We start from the raw sequence: 11,318 nt of genomic DNA on the forward strand, positions 1-11,318 counted from the left end.
TTGCGCCCCTCTTGACGAATTGCGGGTCATGCCCATCTGGAGGGCAGAGGACGACCTCACCAACTTGGTTGATCATTCGGGACGGCCCGAACGGATATGAGGTGCCTCTATGCCCTGGATTTTTCTGCTATTCGCCGGTTTGTTGGAAATCGTCTGGGCCGTTGCGATGAAGCAATCGGTTGGTTTCACCCGGCTTTGGCCGACCGCGCTGATGGGCGTGTCGATGATCGGGTCTTTTGGCTTGCTGGCACTGGCTATGCGGGATTTGCCACTCGGCACGGCCTATACGATCTGGACCGGGATCGGTGCGGTCGGAGCGTTCATGATCAGCGTCATGTTTCTAGGCGAGGCCCTGACAACCCCGCGCTTGATTGCAGCGGCCCTGATTGTGGCCGGTTTGGTAACTATGAAACTGGCGTGACGCTCAGGCGTTTTGCAGCGCGTCGATGATGCCCGCGAAATCCTGCGCTTTCAGGCTGGCCCCGCCGACTAATGCCCCGTCCACGTTGGACACGGCAAAGATGTCTGCGGCATTGCCGGGTTTGACCGACCCGCCATAAAGTAGCCTGACCGAGCGGCCCACGCCCTCGCCAAAGCGACGTTCCAGACGGGTTCGGATAAAGTCGTGGACCTCTCCGATTTCGTCGAGGGTGGGGACCTTGCCCGTGCCGATGGCCCAGATGGGTTCATAGGCTACGATCAAGTTCTCACCGGTTGACTGATCAGGGATCGAGCCCGACATCTGACCACCGATGATATCCAGCGTGTTGGCTGCTTCGCGCTGTTCCAGGCTTTCACCGACACAGATGATGGCTTTCAACCCAGCGTCCATGGCAGCACGGGCCTTGGCACGGATGTCTTCATTTTGCTCGCCGTGATCCTCTCGCCGTTCAGAGTGGCCCAGAATGACCGCGGACGCCCCGGCATCGAGCAGCATTCCGGCGCTGATATCACCGGTATGGGCGCCAGAGGTGTTTGCATGGCAATCCTGACCGCCAACCTGAATATCTGTGGCCTGCACGGTGCTGGCCGCGCGGTACAGCAAGGTTGCGGGCGGGCAGATCAGCACATCGACCGTGGGGGACGGATACATGCGGGCGAGGGTGCTCAACTCCTCTAGCTCAGCCGACATCCCATTCATTTTCCAGTTACCAGCCGCCAGCTTACGCCGCATCGCACACACTCCCACAAGAATTGTTGTTTGTGTTTCGGATAACACCCGCCGGGGATCGTGACAATTCCGGTTGCAGACGATCGCAGAAATCGACAGAACTCGCGCGAGCGAATGAGGCAGAGATGATCGACACACTGGATCTTGCGAAATTGGACGCCCGTGATGTGGCGGAACTGGCCAGATTGCGGCGCGCCGTTAGCGACGTTGGGTTTCTGCGCGTCTCCAACACCGGATTGGACAAGGCAAGGATCGAATCCGTTCTGACCACCTACAAAGCGTTTTTCCACCTGCCCGATGTCCAGAAAAGCCGCGTCGACATGGCAAAGACCGGGGCAAATCGGGGCTGGGGTGCGCCGCAATCCGAACAAGTCGATCCCGATGCAAACCCGGACTACAAAGAGGTGTTCGATTGCGGTTTCGATCTGCCCGAGGACAGCGCCTATGCAGACCGGGGCCTGAGCGTTTACGCCCCGAACCAATGGCCCGACGCGCCGTCTGGTTTTCAGCACATGATTCAAGGCTACTATGGTGACGCTTGTGCCGTTGCGATGCGTATCTTGCGAGCGATTGCCGTTGCTTTGGGCCGCGACGCGGGCAGCTTTGATGCGGCGTTTGACACGCCGATGGCTTTGCTGCGCGGCAACTTCTACCCTCAGCGTCCCGTTTGGGCGGGGGCGCGTGATTTTGGGATCGGCGCGCACACGGATTATGGCTGCCTGACCTTGCTGGCGACCGACGGCACTCCGGGACTTGAGGCACAATTGCCGGATGGAAGTTGGGCCGAGGTCCAAGCCGACCCCGGCACCTTCGTGATCAACTTCGGGGAAATGCTGGAGTTCTGGACCGCAGGGCAGGTCAAAGCGACCATGCACAGGGTCGTCGGAGGAGCGGATGAACGGGTTTCGGTGCCGCTGTTTTTTAACCCGTCCTATGACACCAACGTTGCGCCACCTGAGTCGGACCAAGTGATTTCAGCCGGAGAACACCTGACCCGGCGGTTCAACGAGACGTACGTCCACCTGAAAACGGCGTCCTAATTCTGCGCTGACAGGGTTTCGTCGAACTTGATCGACTCGCCGCAGCCGCAGGCATCGACCACGTTGGGGTTGCGGAATTTGAAACCGGATTCCAGTAGCGAGACTTCATAGTCGATCTCGGTCCCGAACAAGAACATCTGCGCCATCGGGGCGATCATCACCCGTGCGCCATCCTGTTCGACCACCTCATCATTGGTGTCGGCCTCATCCACGTAATCCATGGTGTATTCCATGCCTGCGCAGCCGCCTTTCTTGACGCCAATGCGCAGTCCCGCGTGCCCGCCCGATTCCATCAGGCGTACAATCTGGGCCGCAGCTTTTGGGGTCATGGTCACGGCCTGTTTGCCGGGAATGCCAAACATTTTCGTCTCCGTCGTCGCGCGTTGTTTATAACTTAGTCCTCTGGTGGGGCAGTCTCAAGACATAGCAGACGTGCTTACCTAAGTTTTCCACTCAGGTAGGCACACATGCAACCTACGCTTGCCTAACGCTGCACCTTCGTCCTAGCCTTGCACGCAGTTGGGCAGAGAACATTGCAGGTAGGATAACAGGATGAATTCTTCGCTAAAACTTAGTGGATTAAAAGCGGTGCCGTTGATTGCACTCGTGGCGCTTGCTGGTGCTGCTGCGGCACAAACCGATGAAAAGCGGCATCCGGTGAATTGCGCCACTGCGCCAGGGGATTTGCGCGCCATCGCGGCTGAGAAAAAACACGCTCAAGATCAACAGGTTGCAAGCGTTGTTTCAATCCTTCCAGCCGGTGCGCTGCTGGGCCTTATCACCGGGACCGAGAAGAAACATTTGTCGATGCTCTCTGGTGATTACGTCAAAGCGCTGGACGCGCGGGCGGAAGAAATTAAATCCACCTGCGGTATCAAATAAAAAACCGCCCCGGTGATTGAGGGCGGTTTAGTCATCGACAGCTGGTTTGCTTACATGAAGCCCAGTTCCAGACGGGCCTCGTCAGACATCATCTCCATGCCCCAGGGCGGTTCCCATGTCAGTTCTACGTCCACTTCCTTGACGCCGGCCACCGGTTCGACAGCTTCGACAATCCAGCCCGGCATTTCGCCCGCGACAGGGCAGCCTGGCGCGGTCAGGGTCATGATGACCTTAACGGCGTTTTCGGGCGTGATGTCGATGGTGTAGATCAGACCCAGATCATAAATATTGACCGGAATCTCAGGGTCATAGACGGAACGGCACGCCTCGACCACCGCTTCATACAGGGGGTGCTCAATCGTGGAAGGCGCAATCAACGGGGTGCCTTCGAACTGTTCACTCGGGTGGGTCATTCGTGCCTCGGGTCTGTTTCCTGAGCTTTTATATAGGGAAAGCCACGGGCAGCGTCCAGTGGTGCCGTGGCGCCCTTATCGGGCGCCGAGCGATTCATTCGTTTATATCATGCCGGAAGGTCTTCACCTGACCATGGGGCAGGGCGAACATCCGCCGCAACACCAGCCACGCCACCAAGGACAAAGCTGCAAAGATCAGTAGCAAAACGGGCAGGGACGGTGCGACCCCGGGAATGACCAGCAACAGCCCAGTGATCGCCGCGCCGATTGCGAAGCCCAGAAAGATGAATCCCGGCAGCACAATCTCGAGGATGCCGAGGGCCAAAGCCCCTGCCAACCAAATCCACCATGTCAACCAGAACGGATCGGCCATTACCGGCCTCCTTTCAACATTTTGAAGGCATCGCCAAACGCCTCGAGCGCATTTGCGGGCACCACGATGGTTTGCGAGCCATTGCCTGCGCCAAGTGCGTTCAGGGCCTCGACCTGTTTCAATGCGACCTGATACTGAGCGGCCTCGATCCCGTTATCCTGAATGGCCTTGGCGACCACGCCCGTTGCATAGGCTTCGGCCTCGGCCTGAATACGGCGGGCTTTGGCGGTTTGTTCAGCCGCGTAAAGCTCGGCATCGGCGTTCAGTTCGACGGCGCGTTTCTGACCCTCGGCCTCAGTCACCTGCGCGCGACGGGCGCGTTCGGCGTTCAACTGCTGCAACATTGCGTCGCGGGTGGCCTGATCCAGGTTAACGTCTAAAATCTCGGCCCGAGTCACCTCGATACCCCAGTCATCCACGGCGGTTTCCACGCTTTCCTGAATACGGGTAATCAGCTGCGCACGGTTCGACTGTACCTCATCCAGGTCCATTTTGCCGATCTCGGCGCGGACGATACCGGCCACGGTGGTGGCAATCGCGCCATCTACGTCACGGATACGATAGACCGTCTTTTCCGGTTCAAGAATGCGGTAAAAGACCGAGGTGTCGATCTGCACCAGCACGTTGTCTTTAGTGATCGCGTCCTGAGTCGCGTTGGGCAACTGACGCTCCAGAATGGATATTTTGTGGCGTGCAACGTCCAGAAACGGAACGATAAAGTTGATCCCCGGTCCAAGGACCGAGTGAAGGCGCCCGAACCGTTCAATCACGAACTTCTCGGATTGAGGCACAATCTTTATGCCCTTGAAAATGACGACGACGATCAGCGCCGCGCCCAGCAGGAAAATGATGTTGGATGAAATCAATCCAATAATCTGTTCTTCCATATAACTGTCCTCTCGGTATTGTGTACTATAGTATACATTTGGGGATTGACTCGCCCAATTTCAACTCAGCTATCCCGAGAAGGGGCGCGGAATCAAATCATTGAATAAGCTGATACGGGGGGCGGAGGCCGGTCTGTGACCACTTTGCATCCCTTGCCGATTGCGCTATCGGGCAGACATGAAACTGATTATAGACACTGACCCCGGCATTGATGACGCAATGGCCATCGCCTATGCGGCTGCCGCCCCCGAGATTGAGCTGATTGGCCTGACCACGGTTTTCGGCAACACCCATGTGCATCAATCCAGCCGGAACGCGCGGTTTTTGTTGGATAAACTGGGCATAAACGCCCCGGTCGCAGAAGGCGCACCCGTGGCGCAGGGGGCGGGCACACATGCGCCGTCTGAGCATGTTCATGGGCCTGAGGGGTTTGGAGATGTCACCGACATCCCTCAGATCGGGAGCAATCACAGCCTGTCCGCTGCCGAATATCTGGTTGAAATGGCCCGCGTGCATAAGGGCGAGCTGGTGGTCTGCGCCGTCGGTCCCTTAACTAATATCGCCGCTGCTCTGCGTCTGGACCCGGAATTTGCCCAGAACATCGCCCGGTTGGTCATCATGGGCGGTGCTGTTTATTGCCCTGGTAACATTACCCCGCATGCCGAGGCGAATATCTACCATGACCCTCTTGCCGCCGATGAGGTTTTTGCCAACCCTCCCACGACGGTGGTTGTTGGTTTGGATGTGACGCTCAGGACCCTCTACGAAGGGGCCGATTTTGACGGTCTCGCGGAACAATCCGCAGATATGGGCGGGTTCCTTCGCGATATCTCGAAGTTTTACCTGAAGTTCTACAAGGATGTTGGCGGGCTTGAGGGCTGCGGGCTGCACGATTCGACAGCTGTGATCGCCTGTACCCATGCGGACATGTTCACAATGGTGAAAACCGGGTTGCAGGTGGTTGCGGACGGCCCCGAGATTGGCCTGACCCGCCCCGATCCTTCGCGTCCCGTCGTGCACGTGTGCTGCGATGTCGACGGGGCAGGGGTAGTCGATCTCTTTACCCAACGGGTTTCTTCATTGCCCTGACGGGTTGCAAAGGGCGGGCAGATCGGGCAAATCCTGCCCGGTTCAGCGACCCCGAGGCCCCCTATGACCGAACGTTTTTCTTTTGACCTTAAAGCCACCGACGGCAAGGCGAGAACCGGCGTGATCCACACACCGCGCGGCGAGGTTCGGACGCCCGCCTTCATGCCTGTTGGAACAGCGGCAACGGTCAAGGCGATGATGCCCGAAAGCGTGCGCGCAACCGGGGCCGATATCCTGTTGGGCAACACCTATCACTTGATGCTGCGCCCGACGGCAGAGCGGATTGACCGTCTGGGTGGTTTGCACAAGTTCATGAACTGGGAACGTCCGATCCTGACAGACTCGGGTGGGTTTCAGGTTATGTCCCTGGCCGGGCTTCGAAAACTGACCGAAAAGGGCGTGACCTTCAAATCGCATATCGACGGCTCCAAGCATGAGCTGACGCCAGAGCGGTCAATGGAAATCCAGCGCCTGCTGGGTTCGGATATCGTTATGTGTTTCGACGAATGCCCGGCCTTACCCGCGGACCGGGACCGGATTGCTGAATCGATGCGACTGTCGATGCGATGGGCGCACAGGTCGCGCGATGCGTTCGGCGACCGTCCGGGCCACGCTTTGTTTGGTATTCAGCAAGGTGGACTAGAACACGATTTCCGCGAAGAATCCGCCGAAGCCTTAAAAGAGATCGGGTTCGAAGGCTATGCGGTCGGCGGACTAGCCGTCGGCGAAGGCCAAGAGGCCATGTTCAGCGTTCTGGATTTCGCGCCTGATATGCTGCCCACCGACAAGCCACGCTATCTGATGGGAGTGGGCAAGCCCGACGATATCGTAGGCGCCGTTGCGCGCGGCATCGACATGATGGATTGTGTTTTGCCTTCGCGTTCAGGGCGCACAGGGCAGGTTTTCACCCGCTATGGCGTGGTCAATATTAAAAACGCCCGCCACGCGGATGACCCGCGCCCGCTGGATGAGCAGTGTACCTGTCCGGCCTGTTCAAACTACTCCCGCGCTTATTTGCACCATGTATTCCGCGCGAACGAGATGATCTCGGGGATGCTGCTGACTTGGCACAACCTGCATTATTTTCAGGAAATCATGCAGGGTATGCGCGACGCGATTGCGGCGGGAACCTTTGAGGCATGGCAAAATCAATTCCATGCCCAACGCGCACAGGGCGATATCGAGCCGCTTTAGGCGGCGGAATTCAGTTCTGCCCAGCAAAAACGGTGGATATGTGATCGCGACGCCTTGCAGTCCGAAAAACCTCGGGTCATTCTGATCCGCATAACAGGCGGTGAGGTTGAAAACGGGTGTAAAAGCCCCACCTTTATCGTCCAAACAGGAGATGGCCGAGCGTTGCCTTGATAGGGACCGGAGCCGTCTTGCCAATGATAAGGATAGAGCATGCAAGAGCCTCTGAATTCCTCGTACCCAGTACTGCCGTTGCGCGACATCGTGGTGTTTCCACATATGATCGTGCCGCTGTTCGTGGGACGGGAAAAATCCGTCCGCGCGCTGGAAGAAGTGATGCAGGACGACAAGCAGATTCTGCTGTCCAGCCAGATTGATCCGGGTGAGGACGATCCCGCCATCGACGGGATTTACCGGTCGGGCGTACTGGCAAATGTGCTGCAACTGCTGAAACTGCCCGATGGCACTGTCAAAGTGCTGGTCGAAGGGCAGGCGCGCGTGCAGATCACCGATTTTCTGGAAAATGACGATTTTTTCGAGGCCCGCGCTGAATATCTGACCGAAATTCCGGGCGACGTGACGACGACCGAGGCGCTGCTGCGCACCGTCGCAGATGAGTTCGAGCGTTACGCCAAAGTCCGCAAGAACATCCCCGAAGAAGCGCTGACCGCCGTTGGTGAAACCACCGAACCTGCCAAGCTGGCCGACCTGGTTTCGGGCCATCTTGGCATCGAGGTTGAGCAAAAGCAGGAACTGCTTGAGACGCTCTCGGTTAGTGAGCGGCTGGAAAAGGTCTATGGCCTCATGCAGGGCGAGATGTCGGTTCTGCAGGTCGAGAAAAAGATCAAGACCCGCGTCAAATCCCAGATGGAGAAGACGCAGCGCGAGTACTACCTGAATGAGCAAATGAAGGCCATTCAGAAGGAACTTGGCGATGGCGAGGACGGCGGCAACGAAGTTGCTGAACTGGAAGAGAAAATCGCCGAGACCAAGCTGTCGAAAGAAGCGCGCGAAAAGGCCGAGGGTGAGCTGAAGAAGCTCAAGAATATGTCACCCATGTCGGCCGAGGCCACCGTTGTGCGCAACTATCTGGACTGGATTCTGTCGCTGCCGTGGGGCACCAAATCCCGCGTCAAAAAGGATCTGGGCCGTGCCCAGGACATTTTGGATGCCGATCACTATGGGCTTGAGAAGGTCAAGGAACGGATCGTCGAGTATCTGGCGGTTCAACAGCGCTCGAAAAAGCTGAAAGGCCCGATCCTGTGCCTTGTCGGCCCTCCGGGTGTGGGTAAAACCTCGCTGGGTAAGTCGGTTGCCAAAGCCACGGGGCGCGAGTTCATTCGCATCTCGCTGGGCGGTGTGCGTGATGAATCCGAGATCCGCGGCCACCGTCGGACCTATATCGGTTCGATGCCCGGCAAGATCATCCAGTCGCTGAAAAAGGCAAAAACCACGAACCCGCTGATTTTGCTCGATGAGATCGACAAGATGGGGCAGGATTTCCGTGGCGACCCGGCTTCGGCCATGCTTGAAGTGCTGGACCCTGAACAGAACAGTACGTTCATGGACCACTACTTGGAGGTCGAATATGACCTGTCCAACGTGATGTTCCTGACCACGTCGAACAGCTATAATATGCCCGGGCCTTTGCTGGACCGGATGGAGATCATCCCGCTGGCTGGCTATACCGAGGAAGAGAAATCCGAGATCGCCAAGCAGCACCTGATCGGCAAGCAGGTTAAAAACCATGGCCTCAAGGCCAAGGAATTTGAGCTGACCGATGATGCGCTGCAATCCATCATCCGCACCTATACCCGGGAAGCGGGCGTGCGAAATCTGGAACGTGAGATCGCCAAGGTTGCCCGGAAATCGCTGACCAAGATCATCAAGAAAGAGGCCGAGTCGGTCACGGTGACGCCTGACAATCTGGATGATTTCCTGGGCGTGCCCAAATACCGCTATGGTCTGGCCGAACAGGACGATCAGGTCGGTGTTGTGACTGGTCTGGCTTATACCTCGGTCGGGGGCGATCTGCTGCATATCGAAGCGCTGAAACTGCCCGGCAAGGGGCGGATGAAGACCACCGGTAAGCTGGGCGATGTGATGAAGGAATCCATCGACGCGGCATCGTCCTATGTGCGGTCAATCTCGCCTCAGATCGGGGTGAAGCCGACGAAATTCGACACGCTGGACATTCACGTCCACGTTCCGGATGGCGCAACGCCAAAGGATGGCCCTTCGGCCGGTCTGGCGATGGTGACATCGATCGTGTCGGTGCTGACCGGTATTCCGGTTCGCAAGGATATCGCCATGACGGGCGAGGTTTCGCTGCGCGGCAACGCGATGCCGATCGGTGGGCTCAAGGAAAAACTGCTGGCGGCCCTGCGTGGTGGCATCAAGACTGTCCTGATCCCCGAGGAAAATGAAAAGGATCTGGCCGACATCCCGGATAACGTGAAGGAAGGGCTGGAGATCATCCCGGTCACGCATGTGTCCGAGGTTCTGAAGCAGGCGCTGATTAGCGAGCCTGAACCCATCGAATGGGACGAAGCAGCCGAGGAGGCCGCAGCAGCGGCTGCGAAAGCCGCGGAAAGTTCGGCAGCGTCTGCCAGAACGCACTGAGTTCGGCTTGAATGATCAAAATGGGCGGGGTTTCAACCTCGCCCTTTTTCATGTGACTACCCAAAGAATTGGGACGCAAGGAACCACCAAGTTTTAGGGGAAAATGGTGGGTGATAAGAGATTTGAACTCCTGACATCTTCGATGTGAACGAAGCGCTCTACCACTGAGCTAATCACCCGTAAGGCGGCGTCTTACAGTGAGTCTTGGCCCGCCGCAAGAGCCGGGATTCGTTTTTCTAACCCCGGCACTAAAGTCCCCCCGGAGGCGCCCCCCGAGGGGAAAATGTCCTCATAGACCCGGCAAACCTGGCAGTCTGGACAGAACGCCGCGCAGACCGAAGGTGGTGCCGCGCTCGTTGCCAAAGTTCACACGGACGCCGAAGCTGACATATGCTTCGTTTTCGCTACCGGACACCAATGGGGACGAAATATGGGCAACACCGACATTGCCGTAGACTTCGGCATTGTCCGCAGCCGCATAAGAGGCGCCAATGGCAAACAGGTTGTAGTCCAGTGCACCTGCAAAGTTGTCAACGATTTCAAAGCTCGCGTTCAGTTCCCATGCATCAGCCAATTCGGTTTTTGCCGAAATACCAAATAGCGTGCCATCCAGATCCGAGGCATTTGTCAGATCTTGCCGCCCAAGATAACCTTCGATCTCTGCGGGTCCGGCATCAAATCCGGCTTCCAGACCGTAGAATTCGAAATCGGCATCGTCCAGGTCTTCCTGGCCGTAAAACAGGCCGAAAGACGCGTTGTTGGCGGTGTGCCAGTTGCCGTGCAAGGTCCAGTTCGTTGCGGTCTCGCTTAGGTCCTGAAATCGCTGGACGCCAAGATCTAGCTGTGTGCTGAATGCGCGGTTAAATGCCAATTCTCCAGAACCGTTCAGGTTGTAGGCGTCACCGAAGTCGGTGTCTGTGAACGTAGAATAATCCAGATTCAAATATCCGCCGGAAAATTCGACAGCTTGTGCTGCACCAGTCAGGGTTGCTGCTGACAAAGCACTGCTAATAAAAAATTTTTTCACGTTTATGCTCCGTTTTCTTTTCGTTGTGCAATAGGGTCTTCTTGAGACCCTCTGAGCAATTGCGGACTTAATCGGGCTAGAGTGGAAAGTGTATCTGGCACAGTTGAATTAGGTGCGATGTGGCGAAGCTGACACAGTTTTTGGTTGTGGCGAAAACACCTGCTGCTTGATCCACTCGCGTTGTTGGCTGATCTACTGTCAAGACCGGTGATGAGACGTTGATCCGAGATCTTCGGCGAAGGTAAAATTTCCGAATTCGGAAAAAACTTCAAAACGCCGCTTGACGCTGCCCGAGCGGAGCCATAATACACCCCAACGTTCAGCAACGAACGTGCAGCGGGCGGTTGTAGCTCAGTTGGTTAGAGTACCGGCCTGTCACGCCGGGGGTCGCGGGTTCGAGCCCCGTCAACCGCGCCATCGCTGCACTCCTTGGTCCAGGTTAAAGGCCGTGAAAATAGATGCGCGGTTGTAGCTCAGTTGGTTAGAGTACCGGCCTGTCACGCCGGGGGTCGCGGGTTCGAGCCCCGTCAACCGCGCCATTTATTTCTCAAATCTCAGTCAGAACTTTGAACATTCAGCACATTGCGCGCCGACGCACATGTTTTGTCAGGAGTGATCGGCA

General features: G+C 57.1%; 12 protein-coding genes and 3 tRNA genes. 8 read left to right on the plus strand and 7 right to left on the minus strand.

The annotated features are described in order from the left end of the window. Positions 1-109 precede the first annotated feature (109 nt). Positions 110-421, plus strand: coding sequence for a DMT family transporter (locus GOV80_RS17240; RefSeq protein WP_170786592.1), 312 nt, complete (start codon positions 110-112; stop codon positions 419-421). A gap of 3 nt (positions 422-424) precedes the next feature. Here GOV80_RS17240 and tpiA read toward each other — a convergent pair whose 3' ends face one another. Further along, positions 425-1,174, minus strand: coding sequence for a triose-phosphate isomerase (gene tpiA, locus GOV80_RS17245; protein ID WP_170786594.1), 750 nt, complete (start codon positions 1,172-1,174; stop codon positions 425-427). A 122-nt stretch (positions 1,175-1,296) separates the two neighbouring features. Here tpiA and GOV80_RS17250 point away from each other — a divergent pair, with 122 nt between their 5' ends. Next, a complete protein-coding gene (locus tag GOV80_RS17250) occupies positions 1,297-2,211 on the plus strand; it encodes an isopenicillin N synthase family dioxygenase (RefSeq protein WP_170786596.1) in 915 nt (304 codons plus the stop codon). Here the strand turns inward: GOV80_RS17250 and GOV80_RS17255 are convergent. Next, positions 2,208-2,573, minus strand: a complete 366-nt coding sequence (locus tag GOV80_RS17255) for a HesB/IscA family protein (protein ID WP_170786598.1) — start codon at positions 2,571-2,573, stop codon at positions 2,208-2,210. The genes GOV80_RS17250 and GOV80_RS17255 overlap by 4 nt on opposite strands. Before the next feature lie 190 nt (positions 2,574-2,763). On the opposite strand from GOV80_RS17255, the gene GOV80_RS17260 reads away from it, so the two are divergent. Continuing rightward, positions 2,764-3,093, plus strand: coding sequence for a hypothetical protein (locus GOV80_RS17260; protein ID WP_237215912.1), 330 nt, complete (start codon positions 2,764-2,766; stop codon positions 3,091-3,093). A gap of 50 nt (positions 3,094-3,143) precedes the next feature. Here the strand turns inward: GOV80_RS17260 and GOV80_RS17265 are convergent, their stop codons facing one another. From GOV80_RS17265 to GOV80_RS17275, 3 genes are all read right to left on the minus strand, one after another. Then, positions 3,144-3,506: an SUF system Fe-S cluster assembly protein gene (locus GOV80_RS17265; RefSeq protein WP_170769625.1), complete on the minus strand. Its 363-nt coding sequence runs from the start codon at positions 3,504-3,506 to the stop codon at positions 3,144-3,146. A gap of 94 nt (positions 3,507-3,600) precedes the next feature. Further along, positions 3,601-3,879, minus strand: coding sequence for an NfeD family protein (locus tag GOV80_RS17270; RefSeq protein ID WP_170769626.1), 279 nt, complete (start codon positions 3,877-3,879; stop codon positions 3,601-3,603). Continuing rightward, positions 3,879-4,766, minus strand: a complete 888-nt coding sequence (locus GOV80_RS17275) for an SPFH domain-containing protein (RefSeq protein ID WP_170786600.1) — start codon at positions 4,764-4,766, stop codon at positions 3,879-3,881. Before GOV80_RS17275 ends, GOV80_RS17270 begins: the two co-directional genes overlap by 1 nt. A 178-nt stretch (positions 4,767-4,944) precedes the next feature. On the opposite strand from GOV80_RS17275, the gene GOV80_RS17280 reads away from it, so the two are divergent. The 3 genes from GOV80_RS17280 (at position 4,945) to lon (ending at position 9,669) form a co-directional block, all read left to right on the plus strand. Beyond that, positions 4,945-5,856, plus strand: a complete 912-nt coding sequence (locus tag GOV80_RS17280; RefSeq protein ID WP_170786602.1) for a nucleoside hydrolase — start codon at positions 4,945-4,947, stop codon at positions 5,854-5,856. 63 nt (positions 5,857-5,919) lie between these two features. Next, complete coding sequence (gene tgt, locus GOV80_RS17285; protein ID WP_170786604.1) at positions 5,920-7,050, plus strand: tRNA guanosine(34) transglycosylase Tgt; 1,131 nt, start codon at positions 5,920-5,922, stop codon at positions 7,048-7,050. A 210-nt stretch (positions 7,051-7,260) separates the two neighbouring features. Then, on the plus strand, positions 7,261-9,669 hold the full coding sequence (gene lon / locus GOV80_RS17290; protein WP_170786606.1) for an endopeptidase La: 2,409 nt from the start codon (positions 7,261-7,263) through the stop codon (positions 9,667-9,669). A 104-nt stretch (positions 9,670-9,773) separates the two neighbouring features. Here lon and GOV80_RS17295 read toward each other — a convergent pair. Both GOV80_RS17295 and GOV80_RS17300 read right to left on the minus strand, forming a co-directional pair. Further along, positions 9,774-9,848, minus strand: a tRNA-Val gene (locus GOV80_RS17295). 110 nt (positions 9,849-9,958) lie between these two features. Beyond that, a complete protein-coding gene (locus GOV80_RS17300; RefSeq protein ID WP_170786608.1) occupies positions 9,959-10,696 on the minus strand; it encodes a porin in 738 nt (245 codons plus the stop codon). Between the two features lie 340 nt (positions 10,697-11,036). On the opposite strand from GOV80_RS17300, the gene GOV80_RS17305 reads away from it, so the two are divergent. Next, positions 11,037-11,113: transfer RNA gene (locus GOV80_RS17305), tRNA-Asp, on the plus strand. 45 nt (positions 11,114-11,158) lie between these two features. After that, positions 11,159-11,235 (plus strand) — tRNA-Asp (locus tag GOV80_RS17310). The last annotated feature ends 83 nt before the right edge of the window (positions 11,236-11,318 follow it).

Source organism: Ruegeria lacuscaerulensis (assembly GCF_013034685.1).
In the GTDB taxonomy this organism is placed as follows: domain Bacteria; phylum Pseudomonadota; class Alphaproteobacteria; order Rhodobacterales; family Rhodobacteraceae; genus Ruegeria; species Ruegeria lacuscaerulensis_B.

Bases quoted from the DNA above. Each gene is read 5' to 3' on its own strand.
- tpiA (WP_170786594.1), bottom strand. From the start codon at position 1,174: ATGCGGCGTAAGCTGGCGGCTGGTAACTGGAAAATGAATGGGATGTCG.
- GOV80_RS17280 (WP_170786602.1), top strand. From the start codon at position 4,945: ATGAAACTGATTATAGACACTGACCCCGGCATTGATGACGCAATGGCC.
- lon (WP_170786606.1), top strand. From the start codon at position 7,261: ATGCAAGAGCCTCTGAATTCCTCGTACCCAGTACTGCCGTTGCGCGAC.
- GOV80_RS17270 (WP_170769626.1), bottom strand. From the start codon at position 3,879: ATGGCCGATCCGTTCTGGTTGACATGGTGGATTTGGTTGGCAGGGGCT.
- GOV80_RS17250 (WP_170786596.1), top strand. From the start codon at position 1,297: ATGATCGACACACTGGATCTTGCGAAATTGGACGCCCGTGATGTGGCG.
- GOV80_RS17265 (WP_170769625.1), bottom strand. From the start codon at position 3,506: ATGACCCACCCGAGTGAACAGTTCGAAGGCACCCCGTTGATTGCGCCT.
- tgt (WP_170786604.1), top strand. From the start codon at position 5,920: ATGACCGAACGTTTTTCTTTTGACCTTAAAGCCACCGACGGCAAGGCG.
- GOV80_RS17275 (WP_170786600.1), bottom strand. From the start codon at position 4,766: ATGGAAGAACAGATTATTGGATTGATTTCATCCAACATCATTTTCCTG.
- GOV80_RS17255 (WP_170786598.1), bottom strand. From the start codon at position 2,573: ATGTTTGGCATTCCCGGCAAACAGGCCGTGACCATGACCCCAAAAGCT.
- GOV80_RS17240 (WP_170786592.1), top strand. From the start codon at position 110: ATGCCCTGGATTTTTCTGCTATTCGCCGGTTTGTTGGAAATCGTCTGG.
- GOV80_RS17260 (WP_237215912.1), top strand. From the start codon at position 2,764: ATGAATTCTTCGCTAAAACTTAGTGGATTAAAAGCGGTGCCGTTGATT.